The sequence below is a fragment of the Maribacter stanieri genome (assembly GCF_900112245.1).
In the GTDB taxonomy this organism is placed as follows: Bacteria; Bacteroidota; Bacteroidia; order Flavobacteriales; family Flavobacteriaceae; genus Maribacter; species Maribacter stanieri.
The window spans coordinates 744,173-767,209 of record NZ_FOYX01000001.1 but is presented as its reverse complement, the minus strand read 5'-3'; the positions used below and the strand labels follow the sequence as shown (position 1 = coordinate 767,209).

The 23,037-nt window shown below is 35.6% G+C and carries 25 protein-coding genes; 17 read left to right on the top strand and 8 right to left on the bottom strand.

Features of this window, described 5'->3' with window-relative positions; genetic code table 11:
* Positions 1 to 100 precede the first annotated feature (100 nt).
* Entirely contained in the window at positions 101 to 1,126 is a 1,026-nt protein-coding gene (locus tag BM296_RS03450; RefSeq protein ID WP_091901467.1) for a 3-keto-disaccharide hydrolase, read from the bottom strand.
* A 338-nt stretch (positions 1,127 to 1,464) separates the two neighbouring features.
* On the opposite strand from BM296_RS03450, the gene BM296_RS03445 reads away from it, so the two are divergent.
* The 7 genes from BM296_RS03445 to BM296_RS03420 all read left to right on the top strand — a co-directional run bounded on the left by BM296_RS03445 (position 1,465) and on the right by BM296_RS03420 (position 4,758).
* Complete coding sequence (locus BM296_RS03445) at positions 1,465 to 2,226, top strand: hypothetical protein (RefSeq protein ID WP_091901465.1); 762 nt, start codon at positions 1,465 to 1,467, stop codon at positions 2,224 to 2,226.
* Between the two features lie 282 nt (positions 2,227 to 2,508).
* Positions 2,509 to 2,685, top strand: a complete 177-nt coding sequence (locus BM296_RS19375; protein WP_177214912.1) for a hypothetical protein — start codon at positions 2,509 to 2,511, stop codon at positions 2,683 to 2,685.
* An 8-nt stretch (positions 2,686 to 2,693) separates the two neighbouring features.
* On the top strand, positions 2,694 to 2,966 hold the full coding sequence (locus BM296_RS03440) for a hypothetical protein (RefSeq protein WP_091901463.1): 273 nt from the start codon (positions 2,694 to 2,696) through the stop codon (positions 2,964 to 2,966).
* A 29-nt stretch (positions 2,967 to 2,995) separates the two neighbouring features.
* Complete coding sequence (locus tag BM296_RS03435) at positions 2,996 to 3,529, top strand: hypothetical protein (protein ID WP_091901462.1); 534 nt, start codon at positions 2,996 to 2,998, stop codon at positions 3,527 to 3,529.
* Between the two features lie 70 nt (positions 3,530 to 3,599).
* Positions 3,600 to 3,842, top strand: coding sequence for a hypothetical protein (locus tag BM296_RS03430; RefSeq protein WP_091901460.1), 243 nt, complete (start codon positions 3,600 to 3,602; stop codon positions 3,840 to 3,842).
* Between the two features lie 40 nt (positions 3,843 to 3,882).
* Positions 3,883 to 4,071 carry a hypothetical protein gene (locus BM296_RS03425; RefSeq protein WP_027065567.1) on the top strand — a complete coding sequence of 63 codons (189 nt, stop codon included), beginning with the start codon at positions 3,883 to 3,885 and terminating at the stop codon, positions 4,069 to 4,071.
* Between the two features lie 108 nt (positions 4,072 to 4,179).
* Positions 4,180 to 4,758, top strand: coding sequence for a TlpA family protein disulfide reductase (locus BM296_RS03420; protein WP_091901458.1), 579 nt, complete (start codon positions 4,180 to 4,182; stop codon positions 4,756 to 4,758).
* An 83-nt stretch (positions 4,759 to 4,841) separates the two neighbouring features.
* Here BM296_RS03420 and BM296_RS03415 read toward each other — a convergent pair whose 3' ends face one another.
* The gene (locus tag BM296_RS03415) at positions 4,842 to 5,288 is read right to left on the bottom strand and encodes a PepSY-like domain-containing protein (protein ID WP_091901456.1); all 447 of its coding nucleotides are present in this window, start codon (positions 5,286 to 5,288) and stop codon (positions 4,842 to 4,844) included.
* Positions 5,289 to 5,439: 151 nt separating this feature from the next.
* Here BM296_RS03415 and BM296_RS03410 point away from each other — a divergent pair, with 151 nt between their 5' ends.
* From BM296_RS03410 to BM296_RS03395, 4 genes are all read left to right on the top strand, one after another.
* Positions 5,440 to 6,117, top strand: a complete 678-nt coding sequence (locus BM296_RS03410; protein WP_091901454.1) for a response regulator transcription factor — start codon at positions 5,440 to 5,442, stop codon at positions 6,115 to 6,117.
* Between the two features lie 30 nt (positions 6,118 to 6,147).
* Positions 6,148 to 7,413, top strand: a complete 1,266-nt coding sequence (locus tag BM296_RS03405; RefSeq protein ID WP_091901452.1) for a sensor histidine kinase — start codon at positions 6,148 to 6,150, stop codon at positions 7,411 to 7,413.
* A 102-nt stretch (positions 7,414 to 7,515) separates the two neighbouring features.
* Positions 7,516 to 8,400 (top strand): SdiA-regulated domain-containing protein, encoded by an 885-nt coding sequence (locus tag BM296_RS03400; protein ID WP_091901450.1) that lies wholly within the window; start codon positions 7,516 to 7,518, stop codon positions 8,398 to 8,400.
* Between the two features lie 4 nt (positions 8,401 to 8,404).
* A complete protein-coding gene (locus BM296_RS03395; RefSeq protein ID WP_091901448.1) occupies positions 8,405 to 9,109 on the top strand; it encodes a TVP38/TMEM64 family protein in 705 nt (234 codons plus the stop codon).
* Between the two features lie 2 nt (positions 9,110 to 9,111).
* On the opposite strand, the gene BM296_RS03390 is transcribed toward BM296_RS03395, so the two are convergent.
* Positions 9,112 to 10,170, bottom strand: a complete 1,059-nt coding sequence (locus BM296_RS03390) for a phosphotransferase enzyme family protein (RefSeq protein ID WP_091901446.1) — start codon at positions 10,168 to 10,170, stop codon at positions 9,112 to 9,114.
* Positions 10,171 to 10,368: 198 nt separating this feature from the next.
* Between BM296_RS03390 and BM296_RS03385 the strand changes: the two genes are divergently transcribed.
* On the top strand, positions 10,369 to 10,926 hold the full coding sequence (locus BM296_RS03385) for a hypothetical protein (RefSeq protein ID WP_027065574.1): 558 nt from the start codon (positions 10,369 to 10,371) through the stop codon (positions 10,924 to 10,926).
* 1 nt (position 10,927) lies between these two features.
* Here BM296_RS03385 and BM296_RS03380 read toward each other — a convergent pair whose 3' ends face one another.
* The 5 genes from BM296_RS03380 to nirB are packed head-to-tail and all read right to left on the bottom strand — an operon-like array spanning position 10,928 to position 16,917.
* Positions 10,928 to 11,512 carry a precorrin-2 dehydrogenase/sirohydrochlorin ferrochelatase family protein gene (locus tag BM296_RS03380; RefSeq protein ID WP_091901445.1) on the bottom strand — a complete coding sequence of 195 codons (585 nt, stop codon included), beginning with the start codon at positions 11,510 to 11,512 and terminating at the stop codon, positions 10,928 to 10,930.
* The gene (locus BM296_RS03375) at positions 11,499 to 13,349 is read right to left on the bottom strand and encodes an ATP-binding protein (RefSeq protein ID WP_091901443.1); all 1,851 of its coding nucleotides are present in this window, start codon (positions 13,347 to 13,349) and stop codon (positions 11,499 to 11,501) included. Before BM296_RS03375 ends, BM296_RS03380 begins: the two co-directional genes overlap by 14 nt.
* 22 nt (positions 13,350 to 13,371) lie before the next feature.
* Positions 13,372 to 13,962, bottom strand: a complete 591-nt coding sequence (locus BM296_RS03370) for a DUF4202 domain-containing protein (protein ID WP_091901441.1) — start codon at positions 13,960 to 13,962, stop codon at positions 13,372 to 13,374.
* Positions 13,963 to 13,983: 21 nt separating this feature from the next.
* Positions 13,984 to 14,361, bottom strand: coding sequence for a nitrite reductase small subunit NirD (nirD, locus tag BM296_RS03365; RefSeq protein WP_027065578.1), 378 nt, complete (start codon positions 14,359 to 14,361; stop codon positions 13,984 to 13,986).
* Positions 14,362 to 14,397: 36 nt separating this feature from the next.
* Complete coding sequence (gene nirB / locus BM296_RS03360; protein WP_091901439.1) at positions 14,398 to 16,917, bottom strand: nitrite reductase large subunit NirB; 2,520 nt, start codon at positions 16,915 to 16,917, stop codon at positions 14,398 to 14,400.
* Between the two features lie 124 nt (positions 16,918 to 17,041).
* On the opposite strand from nirB, the gene cobA reads away from it, so the two are divergent.
* The 5 genes from cobA to BM296_RS03335 all read left to right on the top strand — a co-directional run bounded on the left by cobA (position 17,042) and on the right by BM296_RS03335 (position 23,033).
* Positions 17,042 to 17,815, top strand: coding sequence for a uroporphyrinogen-III C-methyltransferase (gene cobA, locus BM296_RS03355; RefSeq protein ID WP_245786959.1), 774 nt, complete (start codon positions 17,042 to 17,044; stop codon positions 17,813 to 17,815).
* Positions 17,816 to 18,062: 247 nt separating this feature from the next.
* On the top strand, positions 18,063 to 19,490 hold the full coding sequence (locus tag BM296_RS03350; protein WP_091901435.1) for a NarK family nitrate/nitrite MFS transporter: 1,428 nt from the start codon (positions 18,063 to 18,065) through the stop codon (positions 19,488 to 19,490).
* 12 nt (positions 19,491 to 19,502) lie between these two features.
* Positions 19,503 to 20,261, top strand: coding sequence for a Crp/Fnr family transcriptional regulator (locus BM296_RS03345; RefSeq protein ID WP_091901433.1), 759 nt, complete (start codon positions 19,503 to 19,505; stop codon positions 20,259 to 20,261).
* A gap of 249 nt (positions 20,262 to 20,510) precedes the next feature.
* Complete coding sequence (locus BM296_RS03340; protein ID WP_091901431.1) at positions 20,511 to 21,899, top strand: CmpA/NrtA family ABC transporter substrate-binding protein; 1,389 nt, start codon at positions 20,511 to 20,513, stop codon at positions 21,897 to 21,899.
* A gap of 33 nt (positions 21,900 to 21,932) precedes the next feature.
* On the top strand, positions 21,933 to 23,033 hold the full coding sequence (locus BM296_RS03335; protein ID WP_091901429.1) for an ABC transporter permease: 1,101 nt from the start codon (positions 21,933 to 21,935) through the stop codon (positions 23,031 to 23,033).
* The last annotated feature ends 4 nt before the right edge of the window (positions 23,034 to 23,037 follow it).

The window sequence follows — 23,037 nt, the reverse complement described above, 5'->3', positions numbered from 1 at the left end:
TGATTTTAATAAGTTGTTATGTGACATCTAAAACCACAGAAAATAATGACACTGTTATATAACGATGTCATTATTGAGTGTTTTCTGTATTCTAGACGAGTTATTTTTGTATTGGCGTCAATACAATATTTCTATAAGCTACATTACCGTGGTCGCCCTGTAAGTAAATAGGACCCGGAGCAAATACATCAGAACTGATTGCCCCACCAGTAGGACCTTCAACGGCAGCATTGTCAATTATCTTTTTTCCATTTAAAATAACCGTTACATGACGGTCTACAAGGGTAATATCTAGGGTTTGCCATTCGCCTGCAGGTTTTTCCGCATTTTCACTTGGAGTAACACGACTATATAATGCTCCCATATTATGACTGTCTAACTCTAGACCGTAAGAGTCCACAACTTGTATTTCATATAACCCTTTAAGGTAAACACCGCTATTATTTCCTTTAGGTACATTAACCTCTAATTTTAGATTAAAATCTTCAAATTCTTGGTCGGTACGTAGGTTTCCATAATAAATGTGCTCTCCATTTTCAGGTTGTACCGGGTTATTTTGCATGGTTCCGTTTACCACTTTAAATCCGTTCGGGCTTTTTGGGTCAATGGTTCTCCATCCGGTCAAGTCTTTTCCGTTAAATAACTTTATAGACTTTCCATATTTTAATGCTTTCAAATTAGGTGCATGACCAACAGCAGGCATACGGGAACCTGTAAAATAACTTATGTTTTCGCCTGTTTTTCCCCAAGCAGGTCCGGTCATGGTACCAGCAATGGCTTCATTTATTTTGGTAATGCGCATTGTCCATGTTCTGGTGTGTGTGCGTTCATTTCCTGAAGTTGTTTTAAGCTTTTCATCAGAAGTACGGGTAACGATCAAAGTATTCTCATTTACCAAATACACATCGGATATTGGAAGCACACTGCCTCCTATCCATAATAATTCTCCATCTAAAACGCCTTGGTCTTCATGCACTTTTAGCCAAGCGACACCGCCACCGACGACATCTATGGTCCAAGTGCCAATAAAGGTGTTTTCAGGTTCGGGGAGTACATCTGTAGTTTTTGCAATTGAAGAAGTTATGGTGCATAAAAAGACCATGAGGAAAACTGGTAATTTTTTCATGTTGTTGTTGATTTAAGTTTGTTGGTTTGGTGATACATGAACCATGTATCTTAACTAAAAATAAGAATTATAATAGTAGGTGCCCCCTGTTGTTTTAAAGTTTAACAGGGAATTAAGGTATCTCACAAAGTATCTGTTTTATGTAATATTGGATGTTAAGAAATAGTTGCCATTTTTAAAATTTCAAGAAAGATTTACATCAAAATATTCCTACAAATCCCATAGCGGTTGACTTGTTCTAAATATTACGGAAATCCGTAATAAAGGCACGTGCAATATTTATAAAATACATGTGTTAAGTATAGACCTAACAAATAAATTAAAACCAAAATTTACCTATGAAACGAATTAATCACCTACTATTATTATCATCGATTGCAGTTATAAATTTTAGCTGTGAGAAGTCTACTTCAGAAGAATTTGAAGATGTAAACGGAAATGTAGAAACAAAGCTAATTACTTCTATTGATGTTACGTCTGTTGAAGATCCAGATGAGAGTAATAACATTTTATTTTCTTATAACGGAGATTTACGATTGACCTCTATTTTCGACGGAACCGAAACTACCAATTTCACGTATGAAGATGGAAACCTAAGTAATGTAACCGGTAACGGAGACAATGGAAACGTAGAAGAATTATACGAATCTCCGTATGATGCTTTTGAAACCGGACAAATAGAAGAGTATGATGAGAACGGAAACCCATCTGTGTTGCAGTTTATTGAGTACGATTATGATTATATGACCGGGGAAGAAGAAGTGGTGTATTATACGGCAGAAATCTCTTATGACAACAAACCGAATCCGTTTTACAAAACAGCTGAGGCTGCAGGTATGATCGATGTCTTGGATCAAATTAAATTAAACTTTGCAGCGGCACCGCAGGCAGAAGAAATTGTAAGGGCAAAAGCATTATTCCCAAACAACAACCCATCTCAAATAGTATATAAAAACGCAGAAGGTGAAATTGAATACACTATAAATCTGTCTTATACTTATGATGGCGATTATCCAACAGCGGCAACTGTTTCTTCAGTATCTGCAGATGGTGGCGATAACGTAACGTACTTAACCACGTTTACCTATTACGGTGACTAAGAATAATGATATTTTTTGAATAATATAAAAGCAGCCTTTGGGCTGCTTTTTTTGTTTAGATAGTTTTGTAAAAGAATCTGATTTACCAAGCCGTTACCACAATACAAGAAAAAATAATTCAACCATTTTAATAAAACATATAGAATTGATAGTGTGGTAGAAAGGAACTTAAAAAAAGAATTAACTTTAAGAGGTAGACCTATTGGTTGGGCTCTGCCTTGCCCATATTCAAAAGAATAATGTTAAATTAGGCAAACACTAAACTAAATGCATTTGTAAATAATGGCAAAGATTGAAATTAAAGGTTCCCCAGAAGAATTAGAAAGAGTAGCCACTTTCTTAGCAAACAACAATGTGAAATTCAATGTTGTCAATGATTATGGAAATCATTCCCTAGAAGATTTAGAAAAGTACGCCGATCTTACACAAAGGTTCACGGATCCTGTGCCCGAAAAATAACCAAAGAAATGAAAGGCTTACAAAATATAAAATCTGAAATAGACCACCTTGTAAATTCAAGTAATAAGACAGAACTAGAGGTTGTGGATGCCCTGCACAACTATTATTTTAATAAGGCAGTAACTGCAGAGATTAAACTGTACAAGAAGAAAAAGAAAAAGGTAGCTCAAATAACGAAAGACCTTAAAATATCTCACCGACGCTTTTATAAAATTTTGGAAGATAAAAAGGTAGAGTTTACTAAATACAATAAGTCTAAAGAAGAAGAGAACGAGCAATAGTATTAATGAAGCTTAAGTAATGGATTTCTATGTTACGATATTATTTATTGTTACCCTTTATTTTAAGCTGCTTACCAACTACGGTTTATGGTCTGGCTAATGATACAAACACTACTACTATTGAATGTGATGAAAATGGTTGTAAGGGCACGTATTATGGATCGGAATTTATAAACGGATCTGATGTTGCCCATCAGTTCTCCAACACTATGTCGCATAAAGTTGGCGATAAATTAAAAGAATACTATAACAAGGGCTTATATACCAAGGTTGATTTTGCTAGTATTAAAATGACCACATTGGGTATGGGCTCAGGTATGGTTACCCATAAACTGCTAATTCCTTTTATTTCAGTTACCGAACCATGCGATGCCTTTACTTCTTTTGACCATGTGGGCGATTGGAACCATGCCCCGTTATTAGCGATTAGAAAGAAAGAATTAAGCAATGTTTTACTACCTGACGATGAACTGCATATTAGTGATTTGAAAACCACACCAGAAGGCTTACAAGAATACTGGATTCAATGGAGGAATAAGGCAACACAAGCGAACTGCAAATAAATTTTAAAAGAAAGCTATAGCACTAACCTATGAAAAGGGAAACTGGTGAAATTATTTTAATTAAAGGCACATGAATCAGACATCATTATCTAAACTCAGCACTAAAGAATTAATTAAGAAACATACCGCAGCTAAGACTATGGTTTGGCTTTTGTCTATCGTTTTGGGCGGAATATTACTTTTCTTTATCTATGTTTCCTTTCAAGATGGTATTACTCCGTTATTAGCCGTTCCTTTGGCATTATCAGCTATAATCCCGTTGAATATAAAGAACATGAAAGCCTTGAAAAAGGAATTAGATTCTAGAAAGTAGGTGTTAAGTTTTAGTCGGATATTAATTTAAAATCAAAAAGATGAGAAAAGTATTTTCCATTATTGGAATGGTAATAGCATTAATTGAGATTGTGTATAGCTTTTTCACAACGAGTGATACAGGTGAATTTTTCGGTTTTGAAATGAATATTTGGTTCTTTCGCTTACTATGGGTTGCTTTATTCGGAATAATGTTAAACGGATATTTGAAAGAAAAGAGAAAGGCTTAAGTGTCGTATAATTTGAACAAATTGAACATTTCAAACCTTTTTGTAATGTAAAAGAGACAATAAAATACAATTGTAAAGAATAGCCTTATTTCTCGACTCAGACTTCACATGAAAAAACGAAAGTTTAAAATCAGCGATATCATTTTTGTAGTGTTCATAGTTCTGCTATTCATACCGCAGACGAGAACACCCATTCAGGTTGCAGTAAACAAATTGAAAGTTGCAATTTGGTCGCCAACCGTAGAAGATGTAGAAGACCAAAATCAAGTAACTCCGTTTCAATATACTGTTGTAGATATGGAGGGTGAAGCTAAAAGCATATCGGTAGGAAAAGGAGAAGTTACATTTATTAGTTATTGGGCAACTTGGTGTCCGCCTTGTATTGCAGAACTACCAGGAATTCAAGATTTGTATACTAATTATGGAGACAAGGTTAATTTTATGTTGTTGACCCAAGAAGCACCAGAAAAGGTACAGCGCTTTATTACGAAAAAAGGTTATGACCTTCCAATCTATTTTCCGCAAATGCAAGCTCCAGAGGTGTTGCAAGAAAATAGCATACCCACAAATTATGTTATTGACGGTAAAGGAAATATTATCATTAAAGAAACCGGTGCAGCAGATTGGAACAGTAAAAAAGTAAGAACATTGTTAGATGATTTACTAATAAAAAAACAAGGTGATTAGCAGTAAATATTTCTAGAAATTGAAACAAAAAAAAGCCGAAAACTAAGTTCCGGCCTTTCCCACATCTCCCAATCAAAGAAACATTAATCAATCATTTCGCTAAGTACTTTTCCGCTTTCATTAAAGACAACATCCTTTTCATCATTCCATCCTTTTTCAAGCTCTACATCATAAGTAGTAGACCCGTTTACGGTAGTTTTTTCGACAGAATCTACTTTGTATCCGACATAGTTTCTGGCTATTACAGATGTAATGGCCTGTGGTAAATCTGCTTCGGTAATTTCATGTTCCGCTCTAGTAGCTTTTCCATCCGTAGCATACCATATTTCATGCTCCAGTCTATTATGGTCAAATTCAACCTTGTATGACTGTCCGTCTAACTCCCACTCCACATCACTTGCCTGAGGATAATGCTGTTCAAAACTCTGTCTTAAATTTGTAGGTACGGTATTTGGATCAATGTCCTGTGCAAAAACGGTAAATGTTCCAAGTACGGTTAATACTACCGCTATTAAATTCTTATTTTTCATTATCAGTTAATTTTTAAATTCGCTTCAAAGAAACAGACCAAATCTAGAAGGAATTGGGAATACCGTTATTTTTTTAGAGTCAGTAACATAGGCTTACGATTCCCATTTCTTTCTAGAATTCTACTATATTGTTGTTGCAAACTATAGTGTCATGAAAATTCTAATTATAGAAGACGAGCCAGAGATGTTAGAGAATATGCGGCAGACTTTAGAGCGCGAGTATTATACGGTAGAGACCGCTTCTGATTATAAGAAAGCCAGTACTAAAATAGGTGTATATGATTACGATTGTGTTTTGTTGGATATTACGTTGCCTGATGGAAATGGACTGGAGCTTTTAAAGCAATTGAAGCAACTAGGTAAGGATGATGGAGTAATCATTGTATCAGCCAAAGATTCTTTAGATGACCGTATAAAAGGGCTTAATTTAGGTGCAGATGATTACCTGCCCAAACCTTTTCATATGGCAGAACTACATGCGCGTGTAAAAGCTATTGTTCGTCGTAGAAGTTTTGATGGTAACAAGCTCATTGAAATAGGCAACGTTAGCATAAACCCAGAAAATAGAAGTGTTCATATAAATGATAAAGAAGTGACACTTAATCGCAAAGAGTATGACGTACTCTTGTATATGATTTCTAATAAAACCCGTTTAGTTACCAAAACAGCTTTAGCTGAACATGTGTGGGGAGACCACATTGATCAAGCCGATAGTTTCGATTTTATCTATTCGCAAATTAAAAACCTGCGCAAAAAACTTACAGATGCTACTGCCACCATAGAAATAGAGGCAGTATATGGTGTAGGTTATAAATTACAAGTAGTGTAACATACTTGACAGAACAATTTTTCGAATATTATGAAGCTTCTAAACCACTCTACAAAATACTTTGCATTACTGCTGATCGTACTCATATCTATATGGGCGGTTATTTTTTATTTTGCAATGTTAGATGAGGTGTACGATAGTTTAGATGACGGATTGGAAAACCAAAAAGAGCTTATTATAAGGGCAGTAAAAGTTGACCCAGATTTATTACATGATAATGAGTTTGGTGTTAATAATTACACCATAAAAAGGACAGAAATTGATAGTCATACTAAGCTAAAAGATAGTTATAGGGATACTTTAATGTACATGCAGAATGAAGATGAATATGAGCCTATACGTATACTTGAAAGTATCTTTGAGCAAGATGGTAATCACTATAAGATAAAGCTCATTACCTCTATGGTAGAAGAGGATGACCAAATAGAGAACCTGTTTAAATATTTGGTGGGTCTTTATCTGTTATTAATACTGAGTATTGTGGTTCTTAATAATTTGGTCATGAAAAAAGTTTGGAAACCGTTCTATACACTTATTGATCGACTAAAGGGTTTCCGTATCGAAAAAGATGATCCAATAAAACAAGAGCCTACTGATATTGTTGAGTTTAAACTACTTAATGAAAGCGTAGAAAGATTAACAGAGAAATCTCGTGATAGTTACATTGCCCAAAAGGAATTTATAGAAAATGCCGCTCACGAATTACAGACACCACTTGCCATTGCAATTAATAAGTTAGAATTATTGCTGGAGAAGAATGAATTATCAGGCTTACAAACGCAAGAAATAGGTGCGGTTTTAGATAACCTTACTCGTTTAACTAGGCTGAATAAATCGTTATTATTGCTTTCTAAAATTGATAATAAACAATACTTAGAGGAGGAACGTTTAAATGTTAATACCCTTGTCGATTCTATTACAAATGATTTTGCTGATTTTGCCGAACATAGAGATATGCGTATAAATGTAAATTCAAGTGCAGCGGTATCGTGCATGATGAATAAAGATCTGGCAATTATCATGATTTCTAATTTTGTCAAAAACGCCATTTTACATGGTGAAACAGGTAAGACCGTAGACATTTGTATAGAAGAGCACTCGGTAACCATTAAAAATCATGGAACCAATAGCGCATTAAATTCCGACAATCTATTTAAGCGATTCAAAAAATCATCTGCAGATAGTCGCTCAACCGGATTAGGGCTTGCCATTAGTAAGGCTATTGCAGATAAGTACCATCTTCAACTGCAGTATTCATTTGAAGGACAACACATGTTCACCTTAATATTTCCATAAAAAAGTTAAGGTTTTTGTAAAAGTCTTTTAGAAAACACTTGTTCCTATTTCTTTACAGATTTGAAGGCTATTTTTATATAAATAGTTTTAAATAAAGGAATTATGAAAACTACAAATAGTACATTGAATATGGTAACCATAAAACTCTGGACAATCGCTGCCATTGTTTTAGGCATGGGGTTCCTCTTCATGAACTTTAGGGATTGGATGCCCTATGATGGTGCAGATAAGGTAGCTTATGAGATTTCTGGTCGTTGGGAGCTACCATCAGAACTACGAGAAGTATCTGGTATTTCCTGGATAGGCGAAAATAAAATAGCTGCAGTGCAAGACGAAGACGGAATCATATTTATCTATGACCTTGATAAGAAAAAAGTAGTTAAAGAAATTGAATTTGGAGGCGCTGGCGATTATGAAGGTTTGGCTATTGAAGGTGAAGACGCCTATGTATTGGAGAGTGATGGTACTATAACCATTATTGAGAAGTATCAAGATTCCGATAAAAAAACAACATCGTACAAAACCAAATTCAACGAAAAGAACAATATGGAAAGTCTTGAGCTAGACTTAGCAAATCATCAATTATTGATAATACCTAAAGATCGTGACATAGATTCGGATGATCGAAAAGGAGTATATGCTTTTTCCTTAGAGGATTATAAATTAGTAGATAATCCTGTCCTGCAATTAGAAATGGATGATGAGGTATTGAAGCACTTTAGAGAAAAAAAAGTGTATAAAAACTTTCGCCCTTCGGATATTGCCATTCATCCACAAACAAAGGAAATGTATATGTTAGAAGGGGCAAAACCTAAATTATTGATTTTAGATGAAAACGGAACAGCTAAAAAAGGGTATCGTTTAGATAAAAATATATTTCCACAACCAGAGGGAATCACCTTTGGGAAAGACGGGTCATTGTACATTTCTAGTGAAGGCAAAAAAGATGGTATAGGAACTATCACCAAGTTAAAATTACAGCTATAGGCCAATGACGAAAAACTATTCCGATACATCTTCGACAACGAAAAGCAAACTGCCATTATATATATCAATTGCTTTGGTATTTGGTATTGTGACTTCTTACTTTTTAATACCAGAAGTAAAGGAATTTTTAGATGAGGCATGGTCTGTATTAACTAGTGATGATGAAGAGCGCGTACAAAAATGGGTATCTGGTTTTGGGTGGTTAGGTCCTATAGTATTGGTTTTAGCTATGATTGCCCAAATGTTTTTGTTGGTAGTGCCTAGTATTCTTTTAATGGTGGTATCCGTCTTGGCGTACGGACCTATTTGGGGTAGTGTTATAATCATTGCATCGGTATACGCGGCTTCTACTGTTGGGTATTTTATAGGTAGTTACTTTGGAGACACCATTGTAAAGCGCATTATTGGAAAGAAATCTGAGAAAAAGGTAGCATCTTTTTTAGATGACTACGGATTTTGGGCAGTAATTGTAACAAGATTAAATCCTTTTTTATCTAACGATGCCATTAGTTTCGTTGGCGGATTACTACGAATGGGGTATTGGAAATTTATGGGTGCAACCTTGGTAGGTATAGCCCCCTTAACTGCGTTTATTGCAATTTTCGGCAAAAGTATAGATGAGTTAAAAATGGGTTTGCTGTGGGGTTCGGTAATTAGTTTACTTGCTTTTGGGGCTTATATTTGGTGGGATAAAAAACATAAAAAATAAGGCTATAAGCGTCCAAGTTTTTGTTGCGTATAACTTGCCATAAAGTCTTTTTTGGCCAATGCTTTTTCTGCAAAATTGAAAAGGCTAAGGCAGCGGTCTAGATTTTGGTTTTCGTAAGTTACCTTGTAGTATTTATTGTTGTTCAGGTAGTCGGTCAATGCACGTAACCCATGAATAAATGGCATAAATACGGCTCCTAAGGGCAGACTTGAAATATCGGCAGAAGATAAAAATGTATTGTTAGAAGCTAGTCCGTCAACAAAGGCTTTGAAAAGATGTTCATCGAAATGAATTAAATCGTGATTTTGCTCATCTTCAGGAGCATTATTTACGACCGTTCTAATGGCATCACCAAAATCATAGAAAAAATAGCCTTTCATAATCGTATCAAGGTCAATAAGGCAAAGTGCTTTTTGGGTTGCCTTAGTGAACAAAATATTGTTCAGTTTGGTATCATTATGGCAAACTCTAAAAGGTAGGTTCTCATTATTTAATTGTTCCAATTCTTTAAGAAAATGATGCGCCTGTTCGATAGCGTTATGAGCAATTTCCTTTTTTTCTGGAGTAGTTTTTTTTAGTGCTTCTTTGAACTCTTGAGTTCTATATGCAAGATTATGAAACTTAGGTAAGGTGTCTTCAATTATCTCAACATCTACCGTTTTTAATAAATCATGAAACCTACCAATAATTCGTCCTGCTTCAAAAGCAATGTCTGTATCCGTAGTGGTGTCATACGTTGTACTATTAGGTATAAATGTCATTATACGCCAAAATTCATCATCTTTCTTAAGACAGTTTTGTCCGTCCGTGGTAGAAAGAAAAGTTATTTGAGCATAATCATTTGCAGACAAAGAGGGCAGGGTATAATTAATGTTATTCATCAACACCTCAGGGTTTTTAAATACCTTATGATTTATTTTCTGTAGAATATATTGTTGACCTGTATCACCTGAGACCAAATATGTATCGTTTATTAGACCTGAGTTTAAAGTAGTGAATTCAAATTTGCTTGTGTTGAGGTTAAATTCTAATAGAATATGTAAGATAGATTGGTGGGTCATAGGTATGATAATGTGATATAGATTTTAAAGATATTTAAATCTCCCAAACTCTACTTAGTTTAGTTAGGGGATAGTAGTAAGAAGTCTAAATTAAGTCCATTTAACAAGAATTCTCCTTATTTTATGCAGTTGGCCTAATTATAATACGATTTTGAAATTATTGAAGTTAATACCATAACCAAATAATTTCCCCCAAGAATGAACAAGATTAAAACATGCCTAAAAGTTGCTGTATTATTGTTTTTTACATCAACATATTTACAAGCCCAATGTGAAGTTTTTAAAAGTGAAATAAGTGATGTTCAGAGTTATATGCAGCAAGTAAGTCAGCTTTCAGACTCACTGAGTACTTCAGCTGAAATAGCTTCTTTTGATGCGTCTATAACTAAGGCGCGAAAAAACACTAAAACAGTAATGTTATTAATGGGGCAGGCAGTAAACGCCGCGGATGAAGCGGTAATTTTAGCTTCTGAGGCGCAATACGATTCTGAAAGTTGCGGCTTGGCAGAAGTTATGAGTTATACCATAGATGCTGAAAGGCACGCCATAGATTCTCGTGATTTTTCTACGGAAGCTTTTGAGAATGTCAAAAATGCTGCAAAAGCGAACAATCTTGGCAACTTACAATACCATATGCGTATAGCACAGCGCTTAATACAAGATGCGCAAGAATCTGCAGATGCTTCTGTTTATGCTGCCGATAATGCACATTACAGCTGTAGTCATGACGTTGCGCATGTTAGTAATGAGAACTAGATTACTCCTCTTTCTTATTCACTAAACCTTTGGTAAACTCATTTAAGGTTTCCACTTTTTCTTCGAAATCGCCTTTTATGGTTTTTCGAAACTCGTTGAGGTTTTTTACAAGATCGTCTATATTTTCCGGAATAACATCCTCAAAAAATTGACGAAGTCTTTTGGCTGTTGTAGGTGATTTTCCGTTGGTAGAAATGGCCACTTTTACATTGCCTTTAGTAACGATGCCGCCCATGTAGAAATCACAATAAGGTGGGTTATCTGCAACATTGACTAGAATCTGTCTTTCCCTACAATCATGATATACCTGCTCGTTTACGGGTACATTATCTGTAGTGGCAATTGCAATATGTTTCCCTTTTAAATAAGAAACATCATAATCTGCCACATTCATTTTTATATTGAATTTGTTGGCTAGCTCAACGGTTTCTTCCCTAAACATAGGTGCTACCATTTCTACTTGTGCATTAGGACTAGATTTTAATAGAAATGTCAATTTCTCCAGCGCAACATTTCCACCGCCAACAATTAAAATATGAAGGTTAGATACTTTTAAAAATACAGGGTAAAGCTCATTCCGTTCCATGTGAAATTTTGTTTTCTTCGGTTTTATAATTAATGGTGACACGCGTACCCTTACCAAGTTCAGAGTTTATGAATAAGCGACCGTTAATATAGTCGATACGTTCTTTCATAAAAAACAGACCCATACCGCCTTCACTATTATTTTTTGGTAATTTTCCTAAAATGGAATCATCAAAACCTTTGCCATCATCATCTATGACTACACTTAAAATAGGATAGGAGTAATTTAAGGTAACCAAAATATAATTTGCTTCTGCATATTTTATGGCATTGTTAACCGCTTCTTGGGTAACACGATAAATATTGGTTTCAGCTAGCGAGTCGAACCTAATATTAGCATCGGTCTTATTTTTAAACAGAACCGTCTTACCGGTTAATTTAGAAAGCTCTGTGGTCATTTTATGAATAGCAGGAAATATGCCGTGGTCACTTAATTCTGGGGGAGTAAGGTTAAAAGTGGCCGTTCTTACCCCTTTTATTAGGTCTGACGTTAAGCTTTTTAAATAGGTAATTTTCTCACCGGTTTTAGCTTTATCCTCAATATCTATAGATTCGATATTGAATTTGAGAGCAGTTAGCATTTGCCCTATTCCGTCATGAATATCTTTGGCAATACGCTTGCGTTCTTCTTCTTGCCCTTCTACTATTTGACTCGCTTGCGCCTTTTTTTGCTGCATGCGTTCCTCAAAATTCTGCTTGGTCAGTTCTTGTACTTTAAGCTGATTTTCTTTTCGTTCGGTGATATCTGAACATAGAATTAAAATATCTTGTTCTAAGGTAGATTGATGCATGGGTACAATTGACATGTCTAGCCAAATTGTAGTTCCTTTAGAAGTGACCACTTGCAATTCTTCTTTTCGAATAATATTCTTTCTGTTTATTTTCAATACCTCTTTTAGGTATGATTGCTGACCTTCCTCTGTGGTTAGTATTTCTGAAAAAGGTTTATTAACCGGTATAGTTTCATGGTCTAATAGATTTAAAAATTTTTTACTGATAAAAACTATGGAACCATCTTTACGAATACTCGCAAATAGGGCAGCGTTGTCTATAACGAAATTCAGTTCTTGTAACTCTTTTAAGGATTGTTCCTTTTCCTCATACAGGTTTTGAATCTTTTCTAGTTGACCTTTAGATTCCTCATCCTTACCCATAAGATGACCAATAGTATTTTTAATTTGGATGGATAGCGGTCTAAAGATCACGAAGATTTCTAACAAGAGAATTAATAACGAAAAAGCCAATAACCAGTATTCCTTTTGTTTTAGTTTCTGAAGCTGTTCATTACTACGTGCGTCATATTCGTTTACAATTTGATCCATGAGTTTTAAAAACTGACGCTCATTGTTCAGCAAGGCATCTAGATCATTTTGTTGTACAGATGCATTAATATCTTGTTGATGTTTTACAAGTACGTGCTCTAAAGCACCAACCATTGCCGAATGGTGCGGATCAAGCTTTTTAAATAATGCCTTGACCTTAGGGTCATCTTCGTAAGGCAGGTTAAAGGAGGCATCGCCCATATGAAGCCCTACGTGAGATACTTTCCAAATTTCAAGAGTCTTTTCTATTTCAGAGAGTACCATCTTCTTATCTTCTGGATCACTTAAATCTTTTAAAAGTAAGGTCTCTTTGGTCAATTTTTGACTAAAAGCACGTTGTCTACCGGCTATATTTATAAGTTGAGAATCTCCAGATTGCGCTTTTAGGTGTAATTGGATAAGTACTTGGGCAATAATGACGGTAATAGCAATAGCCGCCAATGCCAATAGATACCACTTACGTATACGTATAAAGGTAGCCGTGTCCAATGGTATATTGTGGTCGTTATTGGCCATAAATAATAAGAAGTAAATTATTTTAGGCGTGTAGCGCCTTGGTAATTAAATCTAAAGAATATTTAGATAATGGTAATTTTAATGCGGCACTTTGCCCCTTTTCAGACATCTTTCTCCATGTTTTTTGAAGAATGTCTATAGTCTTGTCCTCTGCATGTTTATGGGCAAAAGGCTCAAAATAAAACTCTAGAAAAACCAAGCAGATAACATCTTCTAAGCTTTGTGTTTCTTCGTTTTTTTTCAGCTGTTTTTTCTCTAATAGAAAACGCACTTTATCAATTGTATCTTGATCATAACCAATTTCCTCTAAAATAGCCGCAGCTTTATTGGCGTGGAATTTTTTTAGATCTTGTCTCCATCTAAGGTACCCTTCGCGATTCATTTCATATGACTCCCTTGGTATTTCCCATCTACAAATATGCTGACATCTGGCGGTTAAACGTAATGCTTCAGATGCAGTTGGGTCAAACTCGTTAAGGCGCTCGGTCATTCGAATACCGTAGAGTACTTCTTTAGGGTAGGTAGTACCTTCAAAAACTTCAGTATTTGGGTCTTGGGTATTGGCTTCGTCAAAATGTTGAAATGCTACCCGTAATTTATCTGTCGTCGCCATAAGTCATTAATTTACTCAAAGCTATTCAGAAAAGCCAACATACACAAAGTCATCCTCTATTTTAATAGGATATACCGCTATTGGGTCCAAATCACTATTTAAATTTTCGCCATTTTCTAATGAAAATGTCTTTTTGTGTAACGGACAGGCTACCATTGGTATACCCTTATGGTCACCAATCATACCTCTGCTTAAAACCATTTCTTGTTTTTCGGGAGAAAGGTTTTGGCAAGCGTACCATGTATTTAGTCGTTCAAAATTAAATACAGCAATTTGTAGATCTTTATATTTTACACAAGCGCCTCCATCTTTTGGAAACGCAGTAACTGGTGCTGCTTTAAACCAAACTGTTACTTCCTCTGGTTTTACGGTCTTATATTTATCTGAAATTATAGTCATTGTTTAAATTTTAGAAATTGGTTGCTTAAAGCGTAGTTAGACCCATTTTTCTGGCATTTTTTGTTCTCTTAATGGAACGAAAACTAAGTTGTCATCTTCTTCTTCACTATTTACAAAGTGATTAAAACGCTTCATCATTTCTGGGTCGTTAATAGCTTGTGTCCATTCACACTCAAACTTATTAACTAATGTTTGCATTTCATTTTCTAAATCTTCTGCAATCCCTAGTTTATCATCTATAATTACTTCTTTTAAATAATTAAGTCCACCTTCTAAACGTTCTTGCCATGCTGCTGTTCTTTGTAAAGGCTTTGCAGTACGCATGTATAACATTAGGTAACGATCTATATATTTAATTACGGTTGCATTATCTATTTGTTCTGCAAATAATTCAGCATGTCTGGGTGTAGCGCCACCATTACCGCCAAGGTATAAGTTCCAACCACCTTCTACAGCAATTAAACCAAAATCTTTTCCACGAGCTTCGGCACATTCACGAATACAGCCAGAAACACCACCTTTAATTTTGTGTGGAGCACGTATTCCTCTATATCTATTTTCTAATTCGATACCAAAACTTACACTTTCATCCATGCCGTATCGACACCATGTAGAACCTACACAAGTTTTTACTGTACGTAGAGATTTCCCGTAGGCATGTCCACTTTCAAAACCATGATCAATTAAATCTTTCCAGATTAATGGCAATTGGTTTAAGGTAGCACCAAATAAATCGATACGAACACCACCAGTTACTTTGGTATATAAATCATATTTTTTAGCAATTTCTCCAAGAGCAATTAGCTTATCTGGTGTAATTTCTCCACCAGGAACACGAGGAACAACAGAATACGTTCCATTACGCTGAATGTTTGCTAAGAATCTATCATTAGAATCCTGTATGGCATACTCTTTATTAGCAGTATCTGCATTAATACTAGCCATCAAAGAAGCAACAACCGGTTTACACAATTCGCAACCATGACCACCGTTTCCGTGATTATCAAGAACTTCATTAAAAGTATTATAGCCTTTTACTTGAATGATTTTATATAAATCTTGTCTGTTTAAATCAAAGTGTTCGCAAATTGAATCTTTAACTTCTATGCCTAAAGATTTTAGAGTAGCCTCGGTAAGGTCTTTTACCATGGGCTTACATCCTCCACAACCAGTACCTGCTTTAGTACAACTAACCACATCGGCAAGGTCTTTAGATTCACCACTCTCAATAGTACCGCAAATTTGTCCTTTTGTAACATTTTCACAAGAACATATTTGTGCTCCATCTGGTAAATCCATAACATCACCAAAAGAACCACCACCTTCACTAGCAGGTAAAATTAATTGAGAAGCATCTTCAGGAATAGGCATTCCGTTCAAATAAATTTGGTGTAACATGCTATAATCTGAAGCATCACCAACTAAAATTCCTCCCAACAGTTTTTTGCCGTCAAGACTTACATTGATTCTTTTATATAAATGCTGTGTTTTATTTTCGAATATGATAGAGTGACCCTTAGCTGCAGGCATAAAAGGTTCACCAAAACTTGCTACATCAACACCGATCAATTTTAATTTGGTAGACATGTCTATTTCAGCAGGCATTAGAGTTTCTGTAAGACCTATAATTTGGTCTACTGCCACACCGGCCATATCGTAGCCAGGTGCAACTAATCCGTAAATCATTTGATTATAAAGAGCAATCTCGCCTATAGCATATATATTGCTATCAGATGTTTGCATTTTGTTATCTACAACAATACCGCCACGAACACCAACTTCTAATCCGCAACTTCTACCTAGCTCGTCTCTTGGGCGTATACCTGCAGAAACCACTAACATTTCAACATCTAAAACATCATCCTCTCCAAACTCCATTCCTGTAATGTATCCGTCATCCCCAAGAATTTGATTGGTAGCTTTGCTCAAGTGAATGTTTAAACCAATAGATTCCAGTTTTAATTGTAGTACCTGACTACTTCTAGAATCTAACTGTCTTGGCATTAACTTAGGTGCGAACTCCACAATATGTGGTTCCAAGCCCATATCCATTACCGCTTTACCAGCTTCTAGTCCTAGCAGTCCGCCACCTAAAACAGCAGCTTTAGCATTTGGGTTCTTTGCCTTTATTTTAGCAGCGTACGCCAGCATGCCTTCTAAATCTTCAATAGTTCTATATACAAAAATACCTTCTTTTTCAACACCTTTAATAGGCGGCACGAAAGCAGATGACCCTGTGGCTAAAACCAAATAGTCATATGAGAACTCCCTATTTTTTGCGGTAGTGATGGTTTTATTGGTTCTGTGGATGTCCGCAACGCGTTCATCTACAATTAATTCTATACCATTTTCTGTGTACCATTCTGCAGGAGCCATTTCTAGGGCTTTAGCATCTTGGTTTTCGAAAAATTCACTTAGGTGAACTCTATCATATGCAGGTCTGGGCTCTTCTCCAAAAACAACCAATTTAAACTGCTTGCTTTCTTCTTTAGCGACAAACTTCTCACAAAATTTGTATCCTACCATTCCATTACCGACAACTAGTATAGTTTTCATACGCTTACTTATTTAGCTACTTAGCAATATTACGTATAAATACGTATATAGTTGATAATTTTATGAAAATAATTACGTATTCTTGTTGAAGAATCGATAATTTATAATGCTAAATACTATGAAGATGGAATTAGAGAAAACGGCAAAAGTAAGTTTGGTTGGAGCAGGACCTGGAGCAAAAGACCTAATAACAGTAAGGGGTTTGAGAGTTTTGAACGAGGCAGATGTTATATTATACGATGCATTAATTAGTGATGAACTGTTATCTGAACTACGTACTGATATTCCTAAGATATATACGGGTAAAAGATGCGGAAAACATTCTCATACTCAAGATGAGATTAATGAATTGATAGTCGAATATGCCTTCGAATACGGACATGTGGTGAGATTAAAAGGCGGTGATCCATTTGTTTTTGGTAGGGCAAATGAAGAGATAGAGTATGTAGAAGCCTTTGGTATTCCTGTAAGTATAATACCAGGTATTTCAAGTTCAATTGCCGTACCATCTAGTCAAGGAATACCTATGACCAAAAGAGGGGTAAGCAGTAGTTTTTGGGTAATGACTGCCACTAAAAAAGATGGTACATTCTCACAAGATTTGCAATATGCCGCTAAATCATCTACCACAATGGTAATATTAATGGGAATAAGAAAACTTAGTGAAATTGTAGATGAGGTTAGTAAATATAGGGGTAGAATTACGCCTATAGCCGTAATACAAAATGGAACTACAGAGAATGAAAGATGTGTTGTAGCTACCTTAGATAGTATTCATCATCATACACCTAATATAGATACAACGATGCATGGAATTATAGTAATAGGTGATGTTGTAGCAGATCATCCTTCCTTTTTTGAAGAGGAAGTACAACGTGTGTTGCATAATGCTATTTAGCAATTTTTTTTAACATCAAATACTTATGCTTACTTAGTATTCTTTGGAACCAACCTCTGTTTCAAATTGAAAATTCCTAATAATTGATTTTCGTCTTCCTGAAATTCCTAATGTAATAATTATCAGCTCCAAATTATATGTATTATGTAATTATACGTAGTAAATGAGCAAAATATTTAAAACTACGTATAATTACGTATTTATTATAGTAGGTTTGTACTGAGTTATAAATGAAATCTATATTATTATGGAAAATCAATCCAAAAAATCGACCACTTTAAAGTTAACTGATTTGAAAAGTATGCCAATACGTACTTTTTGGATTACATCAATAGCGTTTTTTATATGCTTCTTTGCATGGTTTGGTATAGTTCCTTTTATGCCAGATGTGGTTAAGGATTTGGGGTTGACTCCCGATCAAAAGTGGAATTCGATTATACTGGCAGTAACCGGTACTGTTTTCGCTAGATTGTTAATTGGAAAATTATGTGATAAATATGGCCCAAGATTATGTTATACTTATTTGTTGATTTTAGGAGCTATACCTGTAATACTTATTGGCTTTGTTCAAACACCAACGCAATTCTTAATATGTAGGTTGTTTATAGGTTTTATAGGTGCATCATTTGTAATTACTCAGTTTCATACTTCTATTATGTTTGCCCCCAATATTGTTGGTACTGCCAATGCTACCTCAGCAGGATGGGGTAATTTAGGTGGTGGTGCCAACCGTCTTGGTATGCCTTTAATAGCTGCTGCAGTGGTCAGTTTTGGAGTTGCAGATGAAATTGCTTGGCGTTACTCCATGATTATAGCTGGTGTTATTGCAATGATAATGGGTGTTGTATATTACTTTTTTACTCAAGACACTCCAGAGGGTAATTTTAAGGAGTTAAAGGAAGCGGGTAAAATGCCGAAGCTTAAAAAAGATGAGGAATCATTTGTAAGTGTACTGAAAGATTATAGAGTATGGATACTTTTCATTGTATATGCAGCATCTTTTGGAATGGAGCTTACCGTTTATGGTACTATGGATGATTACTTGCAAAACACATTCGGACTAACAAGATCCACTGCCGGTAACTTGGTACTTTCATTTGCGCTCATGAATATATTTGCCCGAACGTTAGGCGGGTTTTTCGGTGACCGTTTTGGTAGATTAAAGGGTTTACGTGGTAGAGTACTTTTCTTAACCGTAATTCTGGCACTTGAAGGTGCGATGCTTTCGGTCTTTTCATTGACCACAAGTTTTGCAATGGGCATTATATTCTTAATAGCTTTTAGTATAACGGTCCAAATGGCAGAAGGAGCAACTTTCTCAGTAGTTCCCTTCATAAATAAAAAAGCAATTGGTTCTATCTCAGGTATTGTTGGTGCTGGTGGTAATGTAGGTGCGTTTTTAGCTGCACTATTGCTAAAATCAAAATCATCCTTGGCAGAAACCAATGCATTGGCTTCGAACGCAAATTTAGGAGAAGAGGCTATGAAAGCGGCGCAAGCTGCTGCTGCCTCGGGTGCAGTGTCAAGTGGTTACTTTATAATTGGTGGTTTTGTAGTCGTTACGGCCTTAACAACACTTGCTATTAAATTCTCTACAGAAGATGAAAAACAAGTGAAAGAAGAATTGAATACAGTTAGCAAGCCTGTAATTGATTTATCTCCAAGTACTATATAAATAAGATTATCTATGCGTACAGGCACAACAAACATATCAAAGTTTTCTTCCAATAATTCTGAACTACTTGATAGTGCCTGTAGTATTTGTACCAATAAGAAATGCCTAATTCAAAAGAATATTCATTCTTCTAATATTGAAAAATTAGTTCAGGCTAGAAAAGAAATTAAATGTAAAAAGGGGCAGCAGTTTATTATGGAAGGTGCCTCTGTTACCGGGCTATTTTTTCTGCTAAGTGGCAAGGTCAAAGTATTGAGAACCGGTCTTCATGGCAAAGAACAAATTGTACGCTTTGCAACTCCGGGAGAAATTATTGGGCATAGAGGTTTTGGTACAGAAGAGACGTACCCCATAAGTGCCATTGCTTTGGTAGATTGTACCTTATGTTATTTCTCAAAAGAATTACTTCAAGAAACATTAAGGGAAACACCTAGTCTAACATATGATTTTATGTTGTTTTACGCGAATGAACTTAATCGTAGTGAAATCCGAGTAAAATCGTTATCTCAAATGACGGTTAGAGAACGTGTCATAGACACCTTATTATATATCAATCGTAAGTTTGGACAAACTAACGAATTTTCTTCTCTTTTATTAAGTAGACGTGAGTATGCAGATTATGCAGGTACCACAGAAGAACAGGTCATAAGAATGTTCTCTATTCTTAAAAAAGAAGGCTTGTTACTTACCAAAGGTAAAAGAGTTGGTATTTCTAATATTGAATTGCTTAAAAAAGAAATATCAGAGCACAATTTCTACCTAGACAGCTAATAGTACGTATTTCTATCATTCTTTAATTTACGTAGTTAACACGATTCACTTTAATGTATGTAAACTATTGTAAAACAATGGTTTGTTTGTAAAACATGTTTTTTAGCAGTTTCTAATATGGCTAATTACTGGGTTTTAATATGTGGTAAAAAGAGGTTTAAACATCGCTTATATCACTTATGGAAAATGCTGTTACGTATATATTTGTAGAAATAAGTATTAATACGTAGAACACTAAATAATAAGATTATGAAAAACATTTTTACCTCGTCTGTTTTAACCCTTTCCCTCGCCTTGGTATTTACGGCCTGTGGAGATACAAAAAGCAAGAAAGCCGAAACGGTTTCAGAAGAAGCTGTAGCCTCAAAAACTAAAATGTTAGACATTGAAAAGCCACAATTAACTTTTGGATTTATAAAACTTACCGATATGGCGCCTTTGGCCATTGCAAAAGAAAAAGGCTTTTTTGAAGAAGAAGGACTTTTTGTTTCGGTAGAAGCACAATCTAACTGGAAAAATGTTTTAGACCGTGTAATAGATGGTCAATTAGACGGATCACATATGTTGGCAGGTCAGCCAATTGCTGCAGGAGCAGGTTTTGGTAGACAAGCAGAATTGGTTACTCCATTTTCAATGGATTTAAATGGTAACGGAATTACGGTTTCTAATGATGTTTGGTCTAAAATGAAGCCAAATGTACCTGCAGATTCAGATGGTAAGCCTATTCACCCAATTAAAGCAGATGCTTTAAAGCCGGTAATTACTTCGTATAAAAATGAGGGGAAACCATTTAAAATGGGAATGGTTTTTCCGGTTTCTACCCACAACTATGAATTGCGTTATTGGTTAGCTGCCGCTGGTATTCATCCAGGTATGTATACAGCAGATAATGTGCAAGGGCAGATAGACGCTGAAGTATTATTGTCAGTTACGCCACCGCCACAAATGCCAGCTACATTAGAGTCAGGTACTATTTATGGGTACTGTGTAGGTGAGCCTTGGAACCAACAAGCGGTATTTAAAGGTATTGGTGTACCGGTAACAACCAACTATGATATTTGGAAGAACAACCCTGAGAAAGTATTTGTAATGACAAAGCAGTTTGTAGAGCAAAATCCCAATACTGCTATAGCGGTAACAAAAGCATTAATTAGAGCTGGTAAATGGCTAGATGAACCTTCTAATAGAGCAGAGGCTGTAGATATACTTTCCATGTCTCAATATGTGGGTGCACCAAAAGAGGTATTGGCAAACTCTATGACTGGAACATTTGAATTCGAAAAAGGAGACAAGCGTGAAATGCCAGATTTCAATGTATTCTATAAGTACAATGCAACATATCCTTTCTATTCTGACGGAATATGGTTCTTAACACAAATGCGTAGATGGGGTCAAATTCCTGAATCAAAATCTTCTGATTGGTACGCAAGTACGATTAAAGATATCTACAGACCGGATATATGGAAAAAAGCCGCAGATCTTTTGGTTGCAGAAGGTCAAATACCAGCAGCAGACGTGCCAGATACAGATGGTTACAAAGCAGTGACTTCAGACTTTATAGATGGTACTAGCTATGATGCCAAGGATCCAATTGGGTATATCAACAGTTTCTCGATCGGAAATAAAGACAAGAAATAATTAAAGTAATTCATTGACCTTAAATTAAATAGTATGGAACAAGAAATGGTCTTAAAAAACGAAAATAGTTTGTCTTCTAGTTTGAAGCAAATGCTTTTGAAACTTACGCCAAGTATTAAAAAAGATGGCATTATAAAATCCTTAAAAAATACTGGTATAACTCTTCTATCCATCTTATTGTTTATTGGTTTATGGCAGATGGGGTCTAAAGCCTTGTATAACAAAGAGGCAAATTACAGAGTGGAAAAAGCACTGCAAGAACAGGGAGAAGCGGCTGCAGTTGCTGAACGTGCATGTATTGAATCTGGCGACAGTAGTTGCCAGCCCAATACTTTGCCATCACCATCTCAAGTATGGGCATCCTTACAATCATTGATAGCGGATCATCAAGTTATACGTGCAGATAAAGCGGCATTTGCCGAGAAAATGGCGGTCACTAATGAGAAAATGATTTCTCAAGGTAAAGATCCTATTGTATATACAGGTAGAGCCTCATTTGTAGATATAGTATTAACAAGTATAAAAACAGTATTTGCCGGTTTTCTTTTAGCAATGTTTATCGCAGTACCTATAGGGATAGTTATAGGTCTTAGTCCTTCATTACGAAGCGCCTTCAACTGGTTCATTCAAATTTTTAAACCAGTATCGCCAGTTGTATGGTACCTATTGGTTTTTATGATCGTAAAGACATTGTATATCGGCGACAGTTCTGATAATGCATTTGTAATATCATTTATTAGTGTAGGTCTTTGTGCCATGTGGGCAACGTTGGTAAACACGGCGATGGGTGTTGCATCTGTAGATAAGGATTATATCAATGTTGCCAAAGTATTAAAGTTGGGCACTTTTCAAAAAGTATTCAAGGTGATATTACCTTCTTCTTTACCGTTAATTTTTACGGGACTTCGTATTACGCTATCTGTGGCGTGGATGGTATTGATTGCCATTGAACTTTTAGCACAAAGTCAGGGATTAGGTCTTTTCGTATGGGAAGAATTTCAGAACGGTGCTAACGATTCTAACTCAAAAATTATTGTGGCAATGTTCGTCATTGGTATCATTGGTTTCTTGTTAGATAGACTAATGCTTGCTGTACAGAATATGGTTTCTTTCAATAAAAATGAAATGGCATAACGCT

Excerpts from the sequence above, each read along its gene's own strand:
- BM296_RS03445 (WP_091901465.1), top strand. The coding sequence starts at position 1,465 with ATGAAACGAATTAATCACCTACTATTATTATCATCGATTGCAGTTATA.
- BM296_RS03400 (WP_091901450.1), top strand. The coding sequence starts at position 7,516 with ATGAAAACTACAAATAGTACATTGAATATGGTAACCATAAAACTCTGG.
- BM296_RS03390 (WP_091901446.1), bottom strand. The coding sequence starts at position 10,170 with ATGACCCACCAATCTATCTTACATATTCTATTAGAATTTAACCTCAAC.
- BM296_RS03335 (WP_091901429.1), top strand. The coding sequence starts at position 21,933 with ATGGAACAAGAAATGGTCTTAAAAAACGAAAATAGTTTGTCTTCTAGT.
- BM296_RS03395 (WP_091901448.1), top strand. The coding sequence starts at position 8,405 with ATGACGAAAAACTATTCCGATACATCTTCGACAACGAAAAGCAAACTG.
- BM296_RS03405 (WP_091901452.1), top strand. The coding sequence starts at position 6,148 with ATGAAGCTTCTAAACCACTCTACAAAATACTTTGCATTACTGCTGATC.
- BM296_RS03380 (WP_091901445.1), bottom strand. The coding sequence starts at position 11,512 with ATGGAACGGAATGAGCTTTACCCTGTATTTTTAAAAGTATCTAACCTT.
- BM296_RS03415 (WP_091901456.1), bottom strand. The coding sequence starts at position 5,288 with ATGAAAAATAAGAATTTAATAGCGGTAGTATTAACCGTACTTGGAACA.
- cobA (WP_245786959.1), top strand. The coding sequence starts at position 17,042 with ATGGAATTAGAGAAAACGGCAAAAGTAAGTTTGGTTGGAGCAGGACCT.
- BM296_RS03410 (WP_091901454.1), top strand. The coding sequence starts at position 5,440 with ATGAAAATTCTAATTATAGAAGACGAGCCAGAGATGTTAGAGAATATG.
- BM296_RS03385 (WP_027065574.1), top strand. The coding sequence starts at position 10,369 with ATGAACAAGATTAAAACATGCCTAAAAGTTGCTGTATTATTGTTTTTT.
- BM296_RS19375 (WP_177214912.1), top strand. The coding sequence starts at position 2,509 with ATGGCAAAGATTGAAATTAAAGGTTCCCCAGAAGAATTAGAAAGAGTA.
- BM296_RS03370 (WP_091901441.1), bottom strand. The coding sequence starts at position 13,962 with ATGGCGACGACAGATAAATTACGGGTAGCATTTCAACATTTTGACGAA.
- BM296_RS03350 (WP_091901435.1), top strand. The coding sequence starts at position 18,063 with ATGGAAAATCAATCCAAAAAATCGACCACTTTAAAGTTAACTGATTTG.
- BM296_RS03440 (WP_091901463.1), top strand. The coding sequence starts at position 2,694 with ATGAAAGGCTTACAAAATATAAAATCTGAAATAGACCACCTTGTAAAT.
- BM296_RS03420 (WP_091901458.1), top strand. The coding sequence starts at position 4,180 with ATGAAAAAACGAAAGTTTAAAATCAGCGATATCATTTTTGTAGTGTTC.
- nirB (WP_091901439.1), bottom strand. The coding sequence starts at position 16,917 with ATGAAAACTATACTAGTTGTCGGTAATGGAATGGTAGGATACAAATTT.
- BM296_RS03435 (WP_091901462.1), top strand. The coding sequence starts at position 2,996 with ATGTTACGATATTATTTATTGTTACCCTTTATTTTAAGCTGCTTACCA.
- BM296_RS03425 (WP_027065567.1), top strand. The coding sequence starts at position 3,883 with ATGAGAAAAGTATTTTCCATTATTGGAATGGTAATAGCATTAATTGAG.
- BM296_RS03375 (WP_091901443.1), bottom strand. The coding sequence starts at position 13,349 with ATGGCCAATAACGACCACAATATACCATTGGACACGGCTACCTTTATA.
- BM296_RS03430 (WP_091901460.1), top strand. The coding sequence starts at position 3,600 with ATGAATCAGACATCATTATCTAAACTCAGCACTAAAGAATTAATTAAG.
- BM296_RS03450 (WP_091901467.1), bottom strand. The coding sequence starts at position 1,126 with ATGAAAAAATTACCAGTTTTCCTCATGGTCTTTTTATGCACCATAACT.
- BM296_RS03340 (WP_091901431.1), top strand. The coding sequence starts at position 20,511 with ATGAAAAACATTTTTACCTCGTCTGTTTTAACCCTTTCCCTCGCCTTG.
- nirD (WP_027065578.1), bottom strand. The coding sequence starts at position 14,361 with ATGACTATAATTTCAGATAAATATAAGACCGTAAAACCAGAGGAAGTA.
- BM296_RS03345 (WP_091901433.1), top strand. The coding sequence starts at position 19,503 with ATGCGTACAGGCACAACAAACATATCAAAGTTTTCTTCCAATAATTCT.